Below are 21633 nucleotides of genomic sequence, written 5' to 3' on the forward strand. Positions count from 1 at the left end.
ACTTCAAACGGAGTTAAAAAGCTGTTTAGCAGCAACTTTTATATCATACCATCGTCTCGATTGATTGTCAACAACTTTTTAAAAGTTTTTTAACTCCGTTTGAAGTTGGAAGCGTTACCTTGACTCGTATGACAGCTATTTAATTATAGCTCATTGCTTTATAGAAGTCAACACTAAATTTGATTTTATGTAAATCAATTTTATCGGCGTGTCTGTTCTATGTTTTGCAGCAACGAGATTAATAATATCAGATTTCTGACATGCCGTCAACAGTTTAGAGAAACTTTATTGAAAAAGGGAACGTAGTGAGATTGTTGACCGTCTTCACAAGTAAATATTCTTTTGAAACTGAGCATAAAAAAGTGGCCGGACTGTCCTCAACAACAGACAGTCCGGCCTTTTCATTCATTTCTGCTATATACTTTCCATTTGATTAATCTGCTTCATCAGTTTTTTCTTCTTTGTCTTTTTTGTCATCCTGCATGGCCTTTTTCTTTTCCTGCCTATTTTTCAGCCTAGCAATCTGAACACTTCTTTTCAGTTCTTCACTGGCTTCACCCTTGCCACTAACTGCAATTTCAATAGGCTTCACCTCGTATTCGCCGGATATATCCCCATAGTAACGGTTATAACGTTTTTTAAACTGCTGGAAAAAGTGCACAACAATTACTTTGAAAATGGCATAAATCGGCACACCGAATATCAGACCAAACAGTCCCAGGAGATCTCCCATGACCAGCAAAACGATAATGATTGTTAGCGGGTGGACATTCAGCTGGCGTCCCATAACGTTAGGTTCGATCAAATTACCGTCAATAAACTGGACCACTGCCCACACAAGCAACAGCTGAAGCACCATCCACCAGGAATCAATCAGTGCAATCACCAGTGCCGGAATAAAAGCAAGGGTAGGACCGATGTAGGGAATAATGGAAGTAAAACCAGCAATGATAGCTAGTACTCCACTGTATTCTAGGTTGATAACAGTAAAACCGATAAACATCATGACGCCAATGGACGTAGCAATGATCAACTGACCTTTGACGTAAGCCCCTACTTGACTGTTGACCTCGTAGGAAACTCTGATTAAGTCTTCCCTCCATTTAGGAGGGACCACACTCAGCACAGCATAAAAGAAGCGTTTTTCGTCCTTTAGCAAGAAGAAAAGGATAATTGGAAAAGTCACAATCGTTACGACAACATTGGTCAGACTCGACATCACCGAAGATAAGCCACTGAAGCCGTCAGTCATGTAACGGTCAATATTATCGGGTATTGAAGCGATAAAACTTTCTCCCTCTTCAATGAAGCCTTCAATTTCATCGCCAAAGGGTAGATTCTCGATCCATTCAGTCACTGAAGCAATGATAGCGTTGATAAATGCAGGAAAATTTTCTACAAATCCTGTAACCTGATCACGTAGCAAGGGGTAAAGCAGGCCAATCCCCAGAACAATCAGGCCAATTAGCAGTATAAATAAAATAGCGACTCCATATATCCTTTTGACTTTTCTTTTTTCCAGAAAATCGACAAAGGGGCTGAATAAGTAATAGAGAAGCAGCGCAATAACAAATGGCATCAGAATATTTGATACCAGCACCAGAATCGGCGTAAATAAATAGTCCACTTGATTGAAAAGGAGGAAAACAACCCCAAATAAAATTAAAGCCACTAGCGTAAAGAGGAGATCACTTCCTCCCATAAAATTAATCCATCTCGTTTTTTTCATATAACATACCCACTTTCTTATTCATTCACTTGTATCTTACAGTCTATATTATATAAAACTGAAGCTATTTACGAGAATTATGCGTCATACCTGCTAATTATTTCTGCCATAATGTACATTATTTTGAAAAAAGCCTGACCAGTCTATAGTAAGCCCAAAAAAGTTAGATTTTTTAGGTCTAACTTTTTTGGGCTCAGCTCAGACTGGTCAGGCTCTCTTTTTTCCCTTTAGTGTTCGATGTTTTTCATCGTTGGAAACAGCAGTACATCACGGATTGTGTGAGAATCTGTCAGCAGCATGACTAGGCGGTCTATACCGATTCCCAGTCCCCCTGTAGGTGGCATACCGTGCTCAAGCGCTTCGATAAAGTCCTCATCAATGTCGTGCGCTTCATCATTTCCTTGGGCCTTCTCTTCCACTTGGGACTCAAATCGTTCCCTCTGATCGATAGGATCGTTAAGCTCACTGAAGGCATTGGCGTATTCGTGTTTTGCAATAAACAGTTCGAACCGATCGGTAAAGCGCGGATCCTCCGTGTTTTTCTTGGCTAGAGGCGAAATTTCAACCGGATGACCGTATACAAAGGTCGGCTGAATCAGTTTCTCTTCTACGAAAGTCTCGAAGAACTCGTTAACAACATGGCCAAAAGTGGCATAGTCATCGATGTCGACATCATGCTTGTCAGCCAACTGACGCGCCTCTTCATCTGTATACTGCTTAAAGAAATCGATACCTGTTTCTTCTTTAATCAGATCCACCATGTGACGGCGTTCCCACTTCTGACCAATCTGAATCATGTCTTCGCCGTAAGGAATCTCAGTGGATCCGAGCACTTTTTCCGTTACAGACCGGATCAGGTCTTCAGTCAAATCCATGACATCGATATAATCATGATAGGCTGTGTAAAGTTCCATCATAGTGAATTCAGGGTTATGGGTCGTATCAATTCCTTCATTACGGAATACTCGTCCAATTTCGTAAACTTTTTCCATCCCTCCTACAATCAGGCGCTTGAGATGCAGCTCGATGGCTATGCGCAGGTACAGTTCCATATCCAAAGCATTGTGATGGGTCGTAAATGGACGAGCAGCTGCTCCACCGGCCAAGTTGTGCAGTAGCGGGGTCTCCACTTCAAGGTAGTCTCTTGCATTCAAGTAGTTCCTGATTTCCTGAATGATCTGGCTGCGCTTGGTAAAGCGGTCGTAGCTTTCATCATTAGCGATAAGATCCAGGTAGCGCTGTCGGTACTTCTGCTCCACGTTAGTCAAACCGTGGTATTTATCCGGCAAAGGTCTTAAAGCTTTAGACAAATAGGTTAGTTCCGTTGCTCGAATCGTCACTTCACCAGTATTGGTTTTCATGACCGCCCCTTCTATACCGAGAAAATCTCCAAGATCAGCTGTCTTGAAGCTTTCATACTGTTCGTCTCCTACTTCGTCTTTACGGATATAGATCTGGATTCTGCCTTCTTTGTCTTTCAGATGGGCAAAACCAGCCTTCCCCTTTCCACGCTTAGTCATGAGACGGCCGGCTACTTTTGCTGTCTGTCCAGCTTCCTCCAGCTCTTGCTTTGTTTTTTCATCATAGGCTTCATGCAGTTCCCGAGAAAAATGTGTACGTTCATAACGCCCACCAAAAGGGTCGACCCCACGGTCTTTCAAATCGTTCATTTTATCCCGACGAACAATCAGCTGGTCTGTCAATGTTTCCTGATTCTGTGCTTCTTGAGACACTCGCGCCACTCCATTCTTGTTCTGATAGTTATTTTTTCAGGTGTTATTCATTTTATTCTGCATTATATTACCATATCTTCACTCAGTCTTAAAGGTCCATCCTTGCCTCAGTTGACAGCTTTAAATCAACTTGCCTCAGAAACCAGCTGCTCAAGTTCACTCTCGTTAAAGTGATACTTTGTCCGGCAAAACTGGCAGACTGCTTCCGCTCCCTGGTCTTCATCAATCATTTGCTGAAGTTCTTCTGTGCCCAGAGTAACGAGCGCATTTTTGAACCGGTCCCTGGAACAGTCGCAGGTGAACGCTACCGGCAAGGTTTCAAGTACACGGGCAGACTCTCCACCAACCAGCCTGTCAAGAATCTGCTCCGGCGTTTCCCCTTGATCCATCAGCTTAGAAATCATAGGCAGGCTGCGAATGGTTTCTTCCAGTTTCAAAATGGTTTCCTCCGAAGCTTCAGGCAGTACTTGGATCATAAAACCACCCGCAGTTTTAACTGATTCATCCGGATTCACCAGTACGGACACCCCAATTGCTGAAGGTACCTGTTCGGAATTCGCCATGTAATAGGTGAAGTCGTCACCGAGCTCACCACTGACCAGTGGCACCTGGCCAACAAAGGGTTCCTTCATTCCAAGATCTTTACTTACTGTCAACATGCCCTCTGTTCCAACTGCTCCCTTGACATCAAGCTTACCTTGCGCATTCAATGGCAAGCTGACGTGTGGATTTTTGATGTAGCCCTTTGTTTCTCCCTTACCATTACTGTCCACTAGCAAGTATCCTACAGGCCCCTGTCCATCTATACGGACTGTCAGTTTTTCCTCGCCCTTTAATGTCGCACCCAGCAAAGTCGTCCCAATCATCGCCCGGCCCAAAGCAGCGGTAGCTGCGGACCAGGTATTGTGTTTCTCTTGCGCTGTCTGAACCATATCCGTTGCGTCCACGACATATATTCTAATCTGATCATCAAATCCCAGTGCTTTTATCAGTTTATCCGTCACTTTATTCACTATCCTTTTTTCAGTCTCTCTCTTTTAAGGGGCACATTACACGGAAAGAAGAGGAGAGCTGATCAGCCTCCTCTTCTTTGTCTGTTACTCTTCGGGTTCTTCAGGATCCGTTTCTGAGGAGGTATAGTCTCCATCAGTCACTTCTTTCTGTTCAAACTGTTTTTCGCGTTCCTTTTCTTTTTGTTCCCTGGCTGCTTTGATTTCCTCAAAGGATTTCCCAATATTTTCTTCCTCAGGGTCTCTCTCTGATTCTTCAACTTCACGCGGGAATTCTGAAGGGCTGGATGCTGACTTGACAGGCATCTCCCCTTCTTCAAACAGAGACTTGATTTGCTTCTCATCCAGTGTTTCAAACTCAAGGAGTTTCTGAGCAATCAGTTCATGCGCTTCTTTATGTTCTTCAATAATACGCTTGGCTTCCGCATGCGCTTCATTGAGGATACGCAGGACTTCCTGGTCGATTTGATAAGCGAACTGCTCTGAGTAGGCTTTGGACTGTGAATAATCTCTTCCCAAGAAGACTTGGCCGCCACCTTCGTACTGAACAGGTCCAAGCAAATCGCTCATTCCATATTCCGTTACCATGCTTCTGGCAATCTGAGTCGCCTGCTGGAAGTCATTTGATGCTCCACTCGACTGGGAGTTGTAAATAATTTCTTCCGCTACACGACCACCTAAAAGGCCAACAATCTGTTCAAACATCTCTTTTTTAGTCATCAAGAAGCGGTCTTCTTTCGGCAGCATAATAGCATAGCCTCCCGCACGTCCACGAGGAACGATTGTCACCTTGTGAACAATACGGGCATCACTTAAAACAAGTCCAACGATTGTATGACCAGCTTCATGATAAGCCACCATGCCCCGCTCTGTTTCAGAAATGACCCGGTCTTTCTTGGCCGGTCCGGCAATCACACGGTCATGCGCTTCATCTAGATCCAGTGCTTCGATTTCTTTGCTGCCTCGTCTAGCTGCTACCAGAGCCGCCTCATTCAGCAGATTCTCCAGATCGGCACCGGCAAATCCTGGCGTTTGTCTCGCAATGATTTTCAAATCAACATCCGGCGACAGCGGTTTGTTTTTGGAGTGTACCTTCAGAATCGCTTCACGGCCTTTAACGTCCGGTCGTCCGACCATGATACGTCGGTCGAATCGGCCCGGTCTCAGAAGCGCTGGATCCAGAACATCCTGACGGTTTGTTGCGGCAATAACAATGATTCCCTCGTTACCGGTGAACCCATCCATTTCGACTAGCAACTGGTTCAGTGTCTGTTCACGTTCATCGTGTCCACCGCCCATACCAGCACCACGCTGACGCCCTACGGCATCAATCTCGTCGATGAATATGATTGCCGGAGCTGTTTTCTTGGCATTCTCAAACAAGTCACGTACTCGGCTTGCTCCTACCCCGACAAACATTTCCACAAATTCGGAACCCGATATAGAGAAGAACGGTACGCCAGCTTCTCCTGCAACTGCTTTGGCCAGCAAGGTCTTACCTGTTCCTGGAGGTCCCTCAAGCAGCACACCGGCGGGTATGCGTGCACCAAGATTTGAAAAGCGTCTTGGATCTTTAAGGAATTCAACAATTTCGACAAGCTCTTCTTTTTCCTCGTCTGCACCCGCTACGTCTGAAAAGCGGACCTTACTTGTCTTAGCATCACTTTCTTTGGCTTTGGACTTCCCGAAGTTCATTACACCACGGCCACCCCCGGCACCGCCGCCTTGTCCAGCTTGTCCCATCATGAAATAAATGAATCCGACAAAAAGGATCAGAGGCAGGAATGAAAAGAGCAGGCTTGTCCAGACACCTGTGGTTGGTTCTTCAACTGATACAATATTGACGTCATTGTCTCTTGCCAGCGTAAATATTTCATCGACGACAATGTCATTTCTAAGAATAAAGGTCGTAAACCGGGTCGTCTGCTGCTGATCCAGTCCACCAAAAAGCGTGACGCTTTCTTCTTCTTCAAGTTCTACTTCCTGTCCTTCACGAAACCGGCCGCGGACTTCGTATACTCCAGCCGTTGGCTGAATTTGAAATTCTTCTATTCGATCATCTTCAAGGAATTCAACAAAATCGGTTGAACTTACGCCTTCTGAAGCCTGATCATTACCGCCACTCGTCGCCCAGCTTGCAATTCCAATAACTGCAAGAAAAACGATGACGTAGAAGAGGCCACTTTTGAAAAATCCGTTTTTCATGTCATCCTCCATCTGTCAATAAACTTTTATTTTATTCATTTTAAGGTCATTATGCTTAAAATAATATACCTCATCATGTTAACATATTTGACTTTTTTTGACTATGAATTTTGTTTGATGATCGGGTATTTGCTGCATATCTTCATATAATATACATAATTTCCTCTTATTTACTGTTTACTGATAGATTTCAGGTTTGAGGATGCCGATGAAAGGTAGGTTCCGGTAATTTTCAGCAAAATCCAGACCGTATCCGACGACAAATTTATGTGGGACTGTAAATCCGACCCAATCCGCCTCTATATCGATTTTTCTCCCTGTTGGCTTGTCCAGCAAGGTAACGATTTTAACAGAAGCTGCTTTTCTGTACTTAAACAAGTCTTTCAGATAGGCGAGTGTACCTCCCGTATCGATAATATCCTCAACAAACAGTACGTGACGCCCCTCAACATTTGTATCAAGGTCTTTAAGAATTTTGACTTCTCCTGAAGAGACAGTTTTGTTTCCATAGCTGGAGACATCCATGAAGTCAATTTCCAGATACATGTCCATCTGCTTGATCAAATCTGCCATGAACGGCAGAGCTCCTTTAAGTACACCAACCAGCAGCGGGTTCTTACCATCATACTCTTCCTTCAGCAGGGTAGCCAGTTCCTTGACTTTCTCCTGCAGCTCTTCTTCTGAGATCAAAATACTTTCCATGTCTTTTTTCATTTTTTCTTCTCCTTTTTATAGAAAACATATCAGACGCCTTTTGATAATGGATCTGTGTAAACAAGTACGTAGCTTATTGTATCAGTTATAGGGTCTAGTGACAATGCAGACTCTTTATAGTCTACGAGCCAGATCAGCTCTCCATGGTGGTCAGTGACCAACCACGCTTGCTCCCTGTCAGCTAAAGGTACTTTTTGGTCTATAAAGATATCCTTAACCTTCTTCGTTCCGTTCATGCCTTTGACTTTTAATCGGTCCCCCTGCTGACGATGTCGGACCTTCAGGGGCAGCTGGTCTGGTTTCAAATCCAAATAAATATGACGGGCTTCTGGCCTTATAGATTCGTTCTGATACTGACTACTTGTGAACAGCTTTATCACTTTGCCTTCAGACAATTCAATGCTTGTGCCTGGTTCCAAATCATAAACCAGGGCATTTCGGCTTTCAAGATAAGCTGATGGCGCTTCTTTTTCTTTAAGGCGAACGATGCAGAAATCATAACTTCTCACAGCTTCCAGTCCAGATGGCAGATTGAGGCTCGAATTAGGCTTGCCTGAATCAAGCCAGTCCCTCAACAGTGTCAAATGCACTCGTTTGATCATAAAGTCTTGTCTGATTGCCCATTCGCTGAATGCTTTCGCCAATACTTTAAGCTGCAGCACAGGGGCGCAGTCCAGCAGCTGGCGACGGCTGATGACCATTTTCTGCTCTTGAAAATCGACAATCTCTTGCATCTGTGATGAAATCAATGGATCGAGCAAATCAAGCAGGCCCTGAAGTTCTTCTGAAAATTGGATTACATGCTCTTCAAGCATAGGGTTCTCTTTTTTAAGCAAGGGAATAATGCTGTGACGGAAACGGTTGCGCGTATACCGGTTTGATGCATTACTTTCATCTTCACACCACTTCAGCCCATTTTGTTCAGCGTAGGCAATCAGCTCATTTTTGGCAAAGGGCAATAACGGCCGGTAAATGTCGAATCCTGCATCCGCCCGGACTGCTTGAATACCGGCAAGTTCGTGAAGTGAGTTGCCGCGGACGAGCCGCATCAGAACGGTCTCCACCTGGTCATCCCGGTGATGGGCAGTCAACAGTTTACTGGCGTGGCAGTTAGCTGCAGCTTCTTTAAAAAAAGCATATCGGATCTTTCGAGCTGCTGCTTCAAAGCCGCTTGTCGGATGATCTTTTTTAGACCAGCGTCGAACCAGGCAGTCTGCTCCGTAACTTGAAGCCAGCTCTCTGACAAAGGCTGCTTCTTCCGTAGACACCTCTCTCAGCCCATGATCCACGTGGAGCACTGTCATGGCTGGCCTGCACCTATCTGGCAAGTGACTAATCAGATCCAGCAAGACGACCGAGTCCACTCCGCCAGATACAGCTACCAAGACATGCTCGCCTTTTATCCAGTAGCCTTTTTCTTCAACATGAGCAGTAAAGGTCCTCAGCAAGTCCATATTCTGCTCCTCCTCACCTGTAGCCTTCTCGTTTTTTTGAATAATGACAATGAAAAAAGGCTCAGGGATTTCCCTAAACCCTTTCACTATTTTAAACTTTAACTTTTTCGTCCGCCTCGTCCGCCTCGCTTACCTTCCGTGTTGCGTTTCAGAGAAGTCAGGCGATCTTCGCTGTCTTTCAGGAATGAACTCATGAGAGAGTCAAAGTCCTGTTTTTTAGGCGCTGGAGAGCTATTTCGTCTGCTGGGAGTATTCGAACGCTCACGACTCTGTGGCTTTGGCTTCGGTGCTGATTCAGCCGGCTTGTCCTGTGCCTTACGAATCGACAGGCCGATTTTGCCATCATCCGCTATGGACAGAACCTTAACAGTAACAGTCTGACCTACTTCCAGTTCTTCGTTGATATTTTCTACGTAACTGTCTGATACTTCACTGATGTGAACCAATCCGGTCTTGTTGTTGCCTAAATCGATAAACGCACCAAAATTAGCAATTCCCGTGATCTTGCCTTCTACTTTACTTCCAACTTCAATTGACATATTTCTATGTTGCCTCCTAAATGATTTGTGACAATTATACCATGCAGTTTTTTAAGAATAAAGGTTTATATTGAAGAATAAAGCACAAATGTCTACTCTTGTTCGGATTTTGCCTCATCTTCATCCTCATTCTGGCCCAAATCTTCGTCCCCTAGATCCGGTCCATCTTCCGTAGCCTCCACATGATCCGGACTCCGGTCATCCGGGAAGCTGAAGACAATCTCATTATCTCTAGTTAGATAATATTCACTTCTGGCCAGCTTAGCGACATACTCTTCATCTTCCAGCAGACTAATATAAAAATCCAAATCTTCCTGGTGCAGCTCCAGCGTTTCAAGTTCTTGACGAGCCACGACTCGCTGCTCCTCAAGTTCCTGCAGCTTGAAATAACTGCGCACGAGATTTGCGCCTATAAGCAGGACAAGCAACATGCCAGCCACAAGGATAAACTGCATGCGCCTTTTAAGTCTTTTCCGCCTTTTTTTCTCACGAATATTTTCCAGTGTCTTTTCTTCAGTAAAACGATTGTTCAGACGAGCAATACGCGGTTCTTTTTTTGCCATGATTTTTGCTCCCTCTATAACTGTCAGTCAGTCGGTAAACTTGATTGAGTAAAGTATACCAAGAACCTACGCACTTTAAAAGAAAGAGAAAGCTCTTCAGGCTTTTTCTTTTCTGCCGTTCACTTCCCGGCCATATCATCCTGCAAGTGGCTTCCCAAACCGCTGTATCAGTCTGATCTTACTCTGTATCGTCTTTATAAGTCTCGTCCAGTACTCTGTACAAATCCTTGGCTTCATCTTTTTTCGTCGTGTCTCTGATGTTCTCTACTTTCACAGTCAGCGTCTTATTTCCAAACTGAATCTTCACTTCATCTCCTATGGCCACCGTACTGGATGATTTAGCTTTTTTCCCATTAATCAAAATCCGGTCCTTGTCTGCAATTTCCTTGGCTACTGACCGTCTTTTAATAATACGGGATACTTTCAAAAATTTATCAAGTCTCATCTTTCAGCCTCTTTTCTTCTTTTTTTATTTTCTGCCAGAGTACATCGACTTCTTCAGGGGTAGACGCCTCCACACCGTCAAATACATGAGGATGGCGTCTTCTGATTTTACGGTTGACGTTTTCCAGCACCTCTTCAAAGGTGAACACCCCGTCTTTTTCGGCTATGCCAGTCTGATAAAGGATTTGAACCAGAACATCTCCCAGTTCTTCCATCCAGTTATCTGTATCCTCTTTCTCAATGGCGGCAACCAGTTCCGTTGTCTCTTCCTTCAAATAAGGAATTAGTGACCGTGCTGTCTGCTCGTTGATCCAGGCATCACCCTCCGGTGCAGTAATCTGGTCAATGTAGTACTGAAGGGTCGACAGCGATGTAACTTGCTCATCCTGTTCTAGAGGCGGTACATAAAGCGACCGCAGGTTATGCACGCCTTGGAAACGGTCCATTTCGTACAGGGGCATCCAGTCAACTTTTTCTGCTTCAGTTCCAGCAGCATCAATGAGGGCAACCGGATGGTCGTCGGGATATTTATCCATTAGGGTCAGTTTGACTTCTCCTGCCATAAGCGCATTGAATACCTGCATGACAATTACGTGTTGTCCGGTCTGAACAAAATCCGCATGCAATTCAAAAGAATCCAGCAGTTGAAATCCTTCTACCGGATCAATTTGTACAGCGTTAAAAAAATCATCCAAGAAGCTTTTACCATCCAAAATATCGACCTTATCATACTGATCAAGTAAAAGCTTGACCGATTTTTCTGCCACCATGGGATGGCCGGGCACAGCGTAAACCACATTTCGGGTCTGTGCTTCTTGTATAAGCCGACTGACAATATGGGCATAGACGGAGTCAAAGTCATCCGTTTGCTCTTCATAAAGTGAATCAAAGGATTCAAACTTTAGCCCTTCTGCTGTCAGTTCCTCAACAACCGGATGCTGAGCCGTTCTGAGAAAAAGAGGGGCTGCTTTTCTAAGTGATTCATAAACATTGAGTGGCATCTGGGCCTTTTCTCCCGGGCCCAGTCCCACTACCGTAATCGTGTGCATCGTGTATTCCTCATTTCCTTTAAGTTGATTGCAGCTGACCTTTAAACACCTGACATTTCTGTTTTCAAGAAGCCAGCTCAGTTTTCTTTAGGGTCCTGCCAGCTCGATATTTCCAGACTATTCTGCTTTGCTTCTTCTATATCCTTTTGGAAATAGTCTGCTGTATTTTTTGCAAAGAGGATAAGGGAATCCAGCCATTCGTTGACCGACGTGCGCCGGGTCAGTCTGAAATCGACAGCCAGCTGTTCTTCTGCTTGCATGTCTGTCTTTAATTTGACCGACTTCAGTGCCTTGAATACTTCAGGCAGCGGAAGGCGGTTGGTTCCTGCCTTGGAAAAAGTGACTGTGATTTTTTTATCTTCCCGCTTGATGCCTTCAATCAAAGCTTGTTCACTGTACATTTTCAGCAGGCCGACAGAAAGCAAGTCAGAGACTTCCTGCGGGTACTCTCCAAAGCGGTCAATCAGCTCGCCCTGCAGCTCCACATAGTCGTCATCACTGGAAAATTGTCTTATCCGTTTGTATAGTTCGATTTTCTGCCTTTCATCTTCTACATATGCACCGGGTAAATAGGCATTGATAGACAAATCCATTTCGACCACTGTTTTATGCTGCGCTTTGTCCCCGCGCTTACGGGCTACAGCTTCTTCAAGCATTTGTGAGTACAGGTCAAAGCCGACACTGTCAATAAATCCATGCTGCTGCTGTCCCAACAGGTTACCTGCCCCTCTGATCGCCAGATCCCGCATAGCGATTTTGAAGCCGGAGCCGAGTTCGGTAAAGTCCTTGATCGCTTGCAGACGTTTTTCGCTGACTTCGGTCAGTACTTTGTTAGGCTGGTGCATAAAGTAGGCATAGGCAATTCTGCTACTTCGGCCGACCCGTCCTCTGAGCTGGTACAGTTGAGACAGCCCCATATGATCAGCATCTTCAACAATCAGGGTATTCACGTTAGGAATGTCTACTCCCGTTTCAATAATGGTCGTCGTCACCAGCAGATCATACTCTCCTTGTACAAACTGGTAGAGAACCGACTCCAGCTGAACTTCGGTCATCTGACCGTGTGCATATCCAATCCGGGCATCCGGCACAAGTTGCTGGAGCTCATCAGCCCGCTGCTCAATTGTGCTCACACGGTTATGCAGATAAAACACTTGTCCTCCCCGGGCCATTTCCCGCTGAATCGCCTCGCCGACGACGCCTCCGTTCATCTCCATGACATAAGTCTGCACGGGGTAACGGTTAGCAGGAGGGGTTTCGATTACAGAAAGATCTCTGACGCCAAGCATCGACATATGCAGCGTTCTGGGAATCGGTGTGGCTGTCAGCGTCAGAACATCGACTTCGTTTTTCAGCTGCTTCAGCCGCTCTTTGTGTTTTACCCCAAATCGCTGTTCTTCATCTACGACTAGCAAGCCGAGATCCTGAAAGACGATATCTTTGGACAGGACCCGGTGCGTTCCGACAACGACATCGACCTGTCCTTTTTTCAGTCCATCCACGGTTTCCTTCAGCTGCTTGCCTGTGCGGAACCGACTCAGAAGGCCGATTTCAACTGGAAAATCCCCGAAACGTTCCAGCATCGTCTCATAGTGCTGCTGTGCCAGTACAGTCGTCGGCACAAGGAAAGCAACCTGTTTACCGTCCTGTATCGCCTTAAACACTGCCCGCATGGCAACTTCAGTCTTTCCGTAGCCTACATCCCCTACGAGCAAGCGGTCCATTGGTTTGTCTTTCTCCATGTCTTTTTTTACTTCTGTGATTGACCGGAGCTGATCATCCGTTTCTGTATAAGGAAAGGCGTTGTCAAATTCCAGCTGGTAATCATTATCCTTCGAGAAGGCATAACCTGTCTTTCTCTCTCTTTCTGCATACAACTCAACCAGCTCGTCAGCAATATCTTCAACTTGAGACGCCACTTTACGTTTCGTCTTAGCCCAGGCAGTCCCGCCTAGCTTGTTCAGCTTAGGAGACTTGCCTTCAGAGGACACATACTTTTGCAGTAGATTCAGCTGAGTCACAGGAATAAAGAGCTTGGAAGAGTCCTTGTAGACCACGCTGAGGTAGTCCTGATGCACCCCTCCAATATCCATAGTCTCCATACCTGTAAACTGACCAATTCCATGATTGACGTGAACCACATAGTCCCCTTTATTAAGTTCCGAATAACTTTTGAGACGCTCGGCATTGGAGAGATTCTGACGTCTCGGTTTTTTCTTCGGTACCCGGTTAAACAGTTCTTTTTCTGTCAGCACAGCAATTTTCTCATGAGGCAGTTCAAAACCCGTCTGGACACTTCCAGCGATAACTTGCACTGCTTTTTCTTTCAGTTCCGCTTTATGTGACAGGACACCCGCAATGTCAAAATTAGCCAGCGTCTGCTGCACTTTTTCCGCTCTCTCTTCGCTTTCCGTCATGACGACCACTGTATACTCCTGTTTGATCCAGCGATCCATTTCCGTTTTTACCAGACTCATTTGCCCAAAAAACTTCTGCATCGTCCGGTACTGAAAAGGATGGATACTATTTAAACGTAAACCTTTCATGCCTTTTTGAAAAAGAGAAAAATACAGCTGGTTGTGCGCGGAAGCTTTCAGTTTTTCCCGTAAGGAAAGCGAAAACTGCTGATTAAGCATCAGTAAGCCCTGATCCAGTTGACTGGTGACCCACTCAGCTTCCTCTTCTTCCAGACGGCTTTCGTTTTCAAGAATTCTAGGATACTCGTCCATGACAAGGGTTGCCCCTTCTCCCAAATAGTCCAGTAGCGTCGACGGATTAGCATAAAGCACATCTGCAAAGCGGATCAAACCTTCAGCATACTGCTCCTTTTCAACTGCTTCAACCAGTCGGGATATAGTCTCCTCTAGCTTTTTTTTGCGTTCTTCATCCTTTATTTTCTGAAGCGACACTTTCAAATGTAAGTGGAAGCGGCGAACAATCTCATCTTTCTCATTCACGTCCAAAATCATATCCGTCGCCGGTATTAAATCGACCCGGTCCACATTTGCCTGAGAACGCTGAGAGTCTGCGTCAAAATAGCGAAGTGAATCGATTTCGATATCAAATAGCTCGATTCGGACCGGATTGTCCTCCGTAAGCGGGTAGACATCAATAATTCCTCCCCGAATACTGAATTCACCCGGAGCAGACACTTTTTGCTCTCTTCTGTATCCCATCTCTGTCAGCTTGAGTCGAATCGTTTCAAGCTCTACTTCTTCTCCCAGCACAAAGGAAAGCTCGGCTTCCTTGAACACTTGGGGCGGCGGAAGCAGCTTACGTGCACCGGCCAGCGGCGTGATGATAATCCCCGGTCGATTACTCAAAATGAAATCCAGCGCCCTGACCCGTTCAGCCCTAGATTCAGGCGAAGACACAGCCATTTCTGCATGAATCATGTCATCTACAGCAAACAAAAACAGCTGATCATCCGGCACAAGGTCCGTCAAATCTGTCAGCAACTGATTAGCATGGTAGACATTCTGCGTCACAACCAATATCTGCTGGTCCTGTTCTTCGTAAAGTGCTTTTAAAAAGAGAGTTCGTGCTGAGCCTGCTAGTCCGGTGACCAGCTGCTTCTGCTTAGCTCCCATGTTATCAAACAGTTCTTTCACAGTGGGTTTATCACTGAATAGTGTGTGTAAGTCGGCCACTTTCTTTTCTCCTTTACTGAAGCTGTGTCAGTTGTATTTCGTCATTGTATCGGTATATGTGTTGCCCTCAGTCCAGTAATGTATGGCATCAGCTGCCTTTTTTACGGCAAACAGCATGTCTTCATGAACAGATTTATGGAAAGGACTCAGTACATGGGACACAACCGACTGTTTTTCATGCGGGCGACCGACTCCGATCCGAACCCGATTAAAGGATTTGGTCCCCAAGTGGTCAATCAAGCTTTTGATGCCGTTGTGTCCTCCGGCGCCGCCTTTTTGACGCAGACGAATCTTGCCAGTTGGCAAATCCATGTCGTCATAAATCACCGTTAGATCCTCTACTTTTATATCATAATAGTCCATCCACTGCCGGACAGAGCGTCCCGACTCATTCATGAAGGTCTGAGGCTTAACAAGCAGAACTTTTTCTGTTCCAATCATTCCTTCTGCATAAATAGATTCAAATTTCGAACGATCAAAATTCCAATGATTTTGATAGGCCAGTTCATCCAGGGTAATGAACCCGATGTTGTGTTTTGTCTGGGCATATTTGGCTCCCGGATTACCCAGTCCCACGATTAATTTCATAAGCAAACTCCTTGTATATGTTTTCTACATGCAAAAAAGCTGAACGATGGCGTCGTCCAGTTTTCTTTTTTATTATAGCATAATCAAAGGGCTGTACGCGCGCATCTCTGTTCAGCTAGCTTACGTCTTTTCGACAAAGGAATGCCGGCAGGACGGACAGGTGATTCGAATTTTACGACCTCTAGGCACGCGGATTTTTTGATGGCACTCCGGGCACTTCAGTATCTTGAATGCCTTTCTTTGAATCCAGCGATTCCGCGTTCTTCTATAGACATGCTGCAATTTATGTTTTATTCTCAAATACGCTTGTAGTTCCCGCCTCCGGTTGGTCTGCTCCTTGGACAGAACCCGCAACCCACCAAAAGCAATGAGCGCCAGTCCAAGGGCGGAGACCCCTGTGCCCCCGACAAAATTAGCTGCAACCCCGAATAGTAAACCGGTAATCAGCAGAACTTTAGAAAATTCATCGTAGCCATAGCGACCATTCATATAAAACAGTATCTTTTGTATCCAGTGCATGTGAGTCATCCTTTATAGCTTTTCTCTCATTATACCTTATTTATGCCTCTAATGTCTGATGCTTTCTGTAAAATGAAAAGGGCTTCTTTCCTGACTGGAAAGAGCCCCCTGATAAAAATGTCAATTATTCTCCGTCTGCTGGGGAGATAACAACATTTTCATATCTGACCAATTCTTCTGTATCCGCTTCGTCTCCGACTTCATAGAGTTCCTCATTGGCTACGCCCACTTGAAAGACTTCGCTTTCTCCGGATGCTTCCGCTGTGAATGAGAATGCACCTTCCTCAACTTCAGGCGTCTCAATTACTTCACCGTTTTGGATAACAAAAGCATACACGTCTTCTTCGGATACCGCTGTTGCGTTCACCGTAGCTTCGCCGTCTTCAGGCATAAACACATAGCCGTCTTGTGACCAGCTGCCCCCCAAAATTTCCAGTTCAATGGCTGCTGTAAAACCCAAGTCTCCTTCGATACCGTCAATGACATCATGGGCGCTTTGGCCGTTTCCGTTATCGGCACCTTCGTCTGCGTCAGTATCCTCAGCTGTATCCTCTACGTCAGCAGACTCTTCGTCCTCCACTTCTGTATCGGTTGTCGTGTCCTCTTCTGTATCTGCATCACATGCCGCTAGAGCAAATGTCGATACCGCCAGCAGGCTTACCAGTTTTTTGTAATCCATTGATGTTTCCCCTCCCGTTGTCTGTCTCCCCTTCAAGGAAGAACTATGAAAAAAACTCCATGTCTCAGTAGTTTCTTTCGAAACAATGATAACACAATTGGAAAATCATGACAATTTATTTACATTTCTCGTCATAATGATGCTATTATTCTGTAAACTTCCTTTGGCGTCCGGCTCAACCTATGCCTGTTTTCTTCTACATAACGCGGTCTGCATGAAAGAGTTCCGGTTTTCACCCCCAGATGAGCCTCTTCAACTATACCAATTTATAAAAAACTGCAGGATAAAAGGGTTGACTTTTAAAAAGGTTGCCTATAATATTATTATGCTTGTAAAGATTATACTTAACAGGGCATCAAATCGTAACTATACCACTTCAAAAGTGGTCTAACTTAAATCAGAAGAAAGCAGGGATCAACTATGTGTGGAATCGTTGGATACATCGGCGCAAAAGACGCCAAGGATATTTTGCTGAATGGATTGGAAAAACTGGAGTATCGGGGCTATGATTCCGCCGGTATTTACGTGATGAGTAACGAGCAGAGAGGTCATCTTTTCAAAGAAAAAGGACGAATCGCTGCACTGAAAGACAGAGTGGACCATTCAGTTGAGGCGAATGCGGGAATCGGCCATACCCGCTGGGCTACTCACGGCGAACCCAGCGTGCGTAATGCTCACCCGCACCAGTCCACAAGTGAACGTTTTACTATCGTGCATAATGGTGTCATTGAAAATTATCAGGAAGTTAGAGATGCTTACCTGGAAGATATCGAACTGGTCAGCGATACAGATACAGAAATCATCGTTCAGCTTATTGCTTGGTTCGCTGAAGAGGAAGGCTTGGCAACTTTGGATGCTTTCAAGAAAGCAATCGTTGCCCTTGAAGGTTCTTATGCCATCGCTTTGATTGACAACACGAATCCCGATATCGTCTATGCGGCTAAAAACAAAAGCCCGCTGCTTCTAGGTAAGGGAGACGGCTTCAACGTAATCTGCAGCGATGCCATGGCTATGATAAAGGAGACCAACCAGTTTGTCGAACTGATGGACAAGGAAGTCGCCATCGTTTCCAAGGACAGCCTGAGCATTGAAAATTATGCTGGTGACGTCATTGAACGCGATCATTATATTGCTGAGCTGGATTCAGACGATCTGGAAAAAGGCACCTACCCTTACTATATGCTCAAAGAAATTGATGAGCAGCCTGCGGTGATGCGTAAACTGGTCCTGAAGTATCAGGATGAAAACGATCATTTATCCATCGATCCCAAAATTATCGACACTCTGCTTGCTTCTGACCGCGTCTATATCATCGCCGCTGGGACTAGCTACCATGCCGGTCTGGTAGGTAAAAAACTGATTGAAGAAGTAGCTCAGATTCCGACTGAAGTACACGTGTCCAGTGAATTCGGCTACAATACACCTTTATTGTCAGAAAAACCTTTCTTTATTTTTATTTCCCAAAGTGGAGAAACCGCAGACAGTCGACAGGTTCTGGTTAAAACAAATGAAATGAAGCTGCCGTCCCTCACTGTGACCAACGTCGCCGGGTCGACCCTTTCAAGAGAATCAGACTTTACCCTGCTTCTTCATGCGGGGCCTGAGATTGCAGTGGCGTCAACCAAGGCCTATACGGCACAAATTGCTGTTCTAGCTATCCTCGCTGAAGTTGCCGGCCTGAAAAAAGGAACAATCAAAGAGTCTACACTGATTCATGACTTGGGTATCGTAGCCAATGCTATGCAGACACTGGTTGACGACAAAGACCGCATCGAAGAGCTGGCTTCTGAATATCTCAGTATCTCAAGAAATGCCTTCTACATCGGGCGTGGAATGGATTATCACGTGTCTCTGGAAGCAGCCTTGAAACTCAAGGAGATTTCTTATGTTCAAACAGAAGGTTTTGCTGCTGGAGAATTGAAACATGGTACAATCGCGCTGATTGAAGACGGTACACCAGTGATTGCTATTGTAACTGAAGGCAAGGTCGCCGGCCATACCCGCGGAAACCTGCAGGAAACCAAAGCCCGTGGGGCTCACACTATGGTTATCTCTATGGATGGGTTGAACCGTCCGGATGACCAGATTGTCATCCCAAAAGTCAATCCACTACTTTCTCCACTGGTCAGTGTTATTCCGACCCAGCTGCTATCATACTTCTGCAGCTTGCACCGTGGAAACGATGTGGATAAACCGCGTAATCTGGCAAAATCTGTTACAGTGGAATAACCTTTCCCTGAAGCAAACTAAGACAAACAAAAGCAAGTCATCTGTCCGTAATAAGACAGATGACTTGCTTTTATTTCAGTGTTCACCTACATCTGTTTGCCCCTGCCCCAAACATATGACCCGTTCCCACAACATAAACTGGACCGTTGGTGCAGAATTCAGCAGACAATTATGTTACACTGACGAAGAGGTAATTATGAAAAAACAATCAGCTTTTGGTCATCCGAATGTAAACGGGTCCGAACCACCAGCTGACTAGAGGAGACTGACAAAGATGACTACTGCCTATGATTTTACCGTGCATTCCCCTAAGGGCGAGCCTGTTTCTCTGAGCCAATACGAAGGAAAAGTTCTGCTGATTGTCAATACAGCTAGTCACTGCGGTTTTGCCAGCCAGTTTGATGATTTACAGCAACTTCAAAAAAACTACAAGGACCAGCCCTTCTCCGTGCTAGGATTCCCCTGCGGCCAGTTTAAACATCAGGAATTTGACGATATGGATCAGACAATAGAATTTTGTCAAATGAACTACAACGTGACCTTTCCTATGTTTTACAAAATAGACGTCAATGGTCCGGACACCCATCCCCTATATCAGTTCCTGAAAAGTCAGAAAAAAGGCCTGCTGTCAGACAACATAAAATGGAACTTCACAAAATTTCTTGTTGATCAGCAAGGGCAGGTCATCAAGCGCTATGCTCCTGCGACTAACCCGCTTGATATTGAAAAGGATATTCAAAGACTGCTCGACTTGTAAGCCGCAGGCTTTGTTTTCTCTCTGACAGCCATTCAAAAAAACCGGGCTTCCCTTGCAGAGGGAAGCCCGGTTTTTTGCTATATTTCTTATTCACTGTTCTTTGCTAGTACTTTACTTAGTAGCCACCAGATTGAAATTTTTGGTGTATCCTGTCCATAAGACTAACGATACGGTTCCCTACTTCCTTATAAGCTTTCGTATCTAAGTTAGCCAGTGATACCCGTACGGTCCATTTACTTGATCCAAAAGCTTCCGATTTCAGCAGCATCAGCCGCTCTTCTTCTGCTAGCTGGGTAACAATCTCCGTCATAGTCCAGTTGAGTTGGACATACTCTTTAAACTCCTTACCGTAACGCTTAGTCAGCCACCATTCAAAGTCGATTTCACAGTAATAAGCTGTACTGAGCTCTTCTGCGGGAACCGTCAGCCCGAGTGAGTCATACAGGAGCTGTCCCCGCTTGCGGCAGACCTTAATCACATCTTGCTTGTACTGGTCCTGCTCATCCAGCAAGGCATATAGACTAAAAAGCGCCATCATGGCCTGCTGAGGGGCTGAAAGGCCAGCTGCATGGTTGAGAGCTACAGAGCGGCTGTCAGCGACCATCCGGTCAATAAAGGTTATTGAGCGCGGATCTGAGGTCAAGGTCGCATACCGTTCATCCAAAGCCTGCTTGGTGTCTTCCGGCAGGTTTTTCAGGCGCTGATCAAATATATTATCCTGGGCCAGTGCGATTGTTCCGACTCGCCAGCCTGTTGCGCCAAAATATTTGGAATAGGAATAGATGCAGGCCGTGTTGTAGGGAAGGGCTGAAAACAAGGAAGTAAAAGCATCCAGAAAGGTGCCGTAAACATCATCCGAAAGAATCATCAGCTCAGGATTATCCTCTGATACAATCGCTTGAAGCTGGTTGATCGAGTCTCCATAGATAGCGTTTGCTGTAGGATTGCTCGGGTTGACCACAAATACTGCTTTAATTGCCTTATTGCGCAGACGGTCCAGCTCTTCAGGCGGAAACTGGTAACTGCTGTGTCCGTCAATATCCGTCAATTCTGAGCGGATGTATTCCACCTGAAAGCCGTATTCCGGCAGTTCTGGAATTTCCATATAAGGAGCAAAAGTCGGAATCATCAGAGCAATCGTATCTCCCGGCTCGAGCAGATGATTGTTGACCAAGGACTTGAAGGTATAGACGATTCCCGCCGTTCCCCCTTCTACAGCAAAAATATCGAACGGCTCAGTTTGACTGGAAAAGAGCTCGTGATGGAGATACTGCTTGACTGGCTGCTCACAGGCGGCCAGGATCCTTTCCGGGTGAGGATAATTATCCCCGATGATATGGTCCAGCATCTCATTCAGCCACTCTTCCTTCGGCAGCCCCAACAGATGTGTGCCTCTGTTCCAGATAGCTTCAAGAAGTCTAGCTCCATCGGAATCATGATCCTTTAAAAAGGACTCGAAACGTTCCGGCCGTCCATCTTCTTCCTTGATCATTGTTCCTAAAGAGGCTTTTTCTTCAATGACCGTCTCATCAGCAGCAAATTCTCCCAGTAGAAAATAGGCTTTACGCGGAATAGGGGCCGTCCAGTTCGGATTACCTCTACCGGCATTCAGCCATTCTTTGTCTTCTTCTTTTCTGTTCATTCGTTTTTCCAAATACAAAGATAATTCAAACGGACTTAAATTTTCTAGATCTTGTTTCAAAATGTCACTCCTGTTTTATACTTCATCATTAATTGCAAAATGCAACAACCGTAGATGAGTATAACAGAA

General features: G+C 45.3%; 17 protein-coding genes. 2 read left to right on the forward strand and 15 right to left on the reverse strand.

Translation table 11 applies throughout. The features are described 5' to 3' along the window. Positions 1-433 precede the first annotated feature (433 nt). From ADIAL_RS05080 to ADIAL_RS05145, 14 genes are all read right to left on the reverse strand, one after another. Positions 434-1729: an AI-2E family transporter gene (locus tag ADIAL_RS05080; RefSeq protein ID WP_081757677.1), complete on the reverse strand. Its 1296-nt coding sequence runs from the start codon at positions 1727-1729 to the stop codon at positions 434-436. A 227-nt stretch (positions 1730-1956) separates the two neighbouring features. After that, positions 1957-3462, reverse strand: coding sequence for a lysine--tRNA ligase (lysS, locus tag ADIAL_RS05085; protein ID WP_034300849.1), 1506 nt, complete (start codon positions 3460-3462; stop codon positions 1957-1959). 125 nt (positions 3463-3587) lie between these two features. Continuing rightward, positions 3588-4466, reverse strand: coding sequence for an Hsp33 family molecular chaperone HslO (gene hslO, locus ADIAL_RS05090; RefSeq protein WP_034300852.1), 879 nt, complete (start codon positions 4464-4466; stop codon positions 3588-3590). Positions 4467-4559: 93 nt separating this feature from the next. Further along, positions 4560-6677 (reverse strand): ATP-dependent zinc metalloprotease FtsH, encoded by a 2118-nt coding sequence (gene ftsH / locus ADIAL_RS05095; protein ID WP_034300854.1) that lies wholly within the window; start codon positions 6675-6677, stop codon positions 4560-4562. A gap of 177 nt (positions 6678-6854) precedes the next feature. Then, a complete protein-coding gene (gene hpt / locus ADIAL_RS05100) occupies positions 6855-7391 on the reverse strand; it encodes a hypoxanthine phosphoribosyltransferase (protein WP_034300857.1) in 537 nt (178 codons plus the stop codon). A gap of 29 nt (positions 7392-7420) precedes the next feature. Continuing rightward, on the reverse strand, positions 7421-8845 hold the full coding sequence (tilS, locus tag ADIAL_RS05105; RefSeq protein WP_034300860.1) for a tRNA lysidine(34) synthetase TilS: 1425 nt from the start codon (positions 8843-8845) through the stop codon (positions 7421-7423). Positions 8846-8943: 98 nt separating this feature from the next. Beyond that, positions 8944-9384: a S1 domain-containing RNA-binding protein gene (locus ADIAL_RS05110; RefSeq protein ID WP_034300863.1), complete on the reverse strand. Its 441-nt coding sequence runs from the start codon at positions 9382-9384 to the stop codon at positions 8944-8946. A gap of 92 nt (positions 9385-9476) precedes the next feature. Further along, complete coding sequence (locus ADIAL_RS05115; RefSeq protein ID WP_051503730.1) at positions 9477-9947, reverse strand: FtsB family cell division protein; 471 nt, start codon at positions 9945-9947, stop codon at positions 9477-9479. 178 nt (positions 9948-10125) lie between these two features. Continuing rightward, positions 10126-10392 (reverse strand): RNA-binding S4 domain-containing protein, encoded by a 267-nt coding sequence (locus tag ADIAL_RS05120; protein ID WP_034300866.1) that lies wholly within the window; start codon positions 10390-10392, stop codon positions 10126-10128. Then, complete coding sequence (locus ADIAL_RS05125) at positions 10382-11440, reverse strand: MazG nucleotide pyrophosphohydrolase domain-containing protein (protein WP_034300869.1); 1059 nt, start codon at positions 11438-11440, stop codon at positions 10382-10384. The genes ADIAL_RS05120 and ADIAL_RS05125 overlap by 11 nt, the downstream gene beginning before the upstream one ends. Before the next feature lie 77 nt (positions 11441-11517). Next, on the reverse strand, positions 11518-15030 hold the full coding sequence (gene mfd, locus ADIAL_RS05130; RefSeq protein ID WP_155849182.1) for a transcription-repair coupling factor: 3513 nt from the start codon (positions 15028-15030) through the stop codon (positions 11518-11520). An 87-nt stretch (positions 15031-15117) separates the two neighbouring features. Continuing rightward, positions 15118-15678, reverse strand: a complete 561-nt coding sequence (gene pth / locus ADIAL_RS05135) for an aminoacyl-tRNA hydrolase (protein WP_034300871.1) — start codon at positions 15676-15678, stop codon at positions 15118-15120. A 120-nt stretch (positions 15679-15798) separates the two neighbouring features. Further along, positions 15799-16197, reverse strand: coding sequence for a hypothetical protein (locus tag ADIAL_RS05140; RefSeq protein ID WP_051503732.1), 399 nt, complete (start codon positions 16195-16197; stop codon positions 15799-15801). A 124-nt stretch (positions 16198-16321) separates the two neighbouring features. After that, entirely contained in the window at positions 16322-16876 is a 555-nt protein-coding gene (locus ADIAL_RS05145; RefSeq protein ID WP_034300877.1) for a hypothetical protein, read from the reverse strand. 420 nt (positions 16877-17296) lie between these two features. Between ADIAL_RS05145 and glmS the strand changes: the two genes are divergently transcribed. Both glmS and ADIAL_RS05155 read left to right on the forward strand, forming a co-directional pair. Further along, positions 17297-19105, forward strand: coding sequence for a glutamine--fructose-6-phosphate transaminase (isomerizing) (gene glmS / locus ADIAL_RS05150; protein WP_034300881.1), 1809 nt, complete (start codon positions 17297-17299; stop codon positions 19103-19105). 274 nt (positions 19106-19379) lie between these two features. Next, on the forward strand, positions 19380-19862 hold the full coding sequence (locus tag ADIAL_RS05155) for a glutathione peroxidase (protein WP_034300884.1): 483 nt from the start codon (positions 19380-19382) through the stop codon (positions 19860-19862). Positions 19863-19977: 115 nt separating this feature from the next. Here the strand turns inward: ADIAL_RS05155 and aspD are convergent, their stop codons facing one another. Beyond that, a complete protein-coding gene (aspD, locus tag ADIAL_RS05160) occupies positions 19978-21564 on the reverse strand; it encodes an aspartate 4-decarboxylase (protein WP_034300886.1) in 1587 nt (528 codons plus the stop codon). Positions 21565-21633 lie beyond the last annotated feature (69 nt).

Origin of the sequence: Alkalibacterium sp. AK22, assembly GCF_000585255.1 — a bacterium.
Lineage (GTDB): Bacteria > Bacillota > Bacilli > Lactobacillales > Carnobacteriaceae_A > Alkalibacterium.

Coding starts and splice junctions, on each gene's coding strand:
- ftsH (WP_034300854.1), bottom strand. CDS start 6,677: ATGAAAAACGGATTTTTCAAAAGTGGCCTCTTCTACGTCATCGTTTTT.
- ADIAL_RS05125 (WP_034300869.1), bottom strand. CDS start 11,440: ATGCACACGATTACGGTAGTGGGACTGGGCCCGGGAGAAAAGGCCCAG.
- hpt (WP_034300857.1), bottom strand. CDS start 7,391: ATGAAAAAAGACATGGAAAGTATTTTGATCTCAGAAGAAGAGCTGCAG.
- mfd (WP_155849182.1), bottom strand. CDS start 15,030: ATGGGAGCTAAGCAGAAGCAGCTGGTCACCGGACTAGCAGGCTCAGCA.
- ADIAL_RS05110 (WP_034300863.1), bottom strand. CDS start 9,384: ATGTCAATTGAAGTTGGAAGTAAAGTAGAAGGCAAGATCACGGGAATT.
- ADIAL_RS05115 (WP_051503730.1), bottom strand. CDS start 9,947: ATGGCAAAAAAAGAACCGCGTATTGCTCGTCTGAACAATCGTTTTACT.
- ADIAL_RS05140 (WP_051503732.1), bottom strand. CDS start 16,197: ATGCACTGGATACAAAAGATACTGTTTTATATGAATGGTCGCTATGGC.
- glmS (WP_034300881.1), top strand. CDS start 17,297: ATGTGTGGAATCGTTGGATACATCGGCGCAAAAGACGCCAAGGATATT.
- ADIAL_RS05080 (WP_081757677.1), bottom strand. CDS start 1,729: ATGAAAAAAACGAGATGGATTAATTTTATGGGAGGAAGTGATCTCCTC.
- ADIAL_RS05120 (WP_034300866.1), bottom strand. CDS start 10,392: ATGAGACTTGATAAATTTTTGAAAGTATCCCGTATTATTAAAAGACGG.
- tilS (WP_034300860.1), bottom strand. CDS start 8,845: ATGGACTTGCTGAGGACCTTTACTGCTCATGTTGAAGAAAAAGGCTAC.
- ADIAL_RS05155 (WP_034300884.1), top strand. CDS start 19,380: ATGACTACTGCCTATGATTTTACCGTGCATTCCCCTAAGGGCGAGCCT.
- ADIAL_RS05145 (WP_034300877.1), bottom strand. CDS start 16,876: ATGGATTACAAAAAACTGGTAAGCCTGCTGGCGGTATCGACATTTGCT.
- pth (WP_034300871.1), bottom strand. CDS start 15,678: ATGAAATTAATCGTGGGACTGGGTAATCCGGGAGCCAAATATGCCCAG.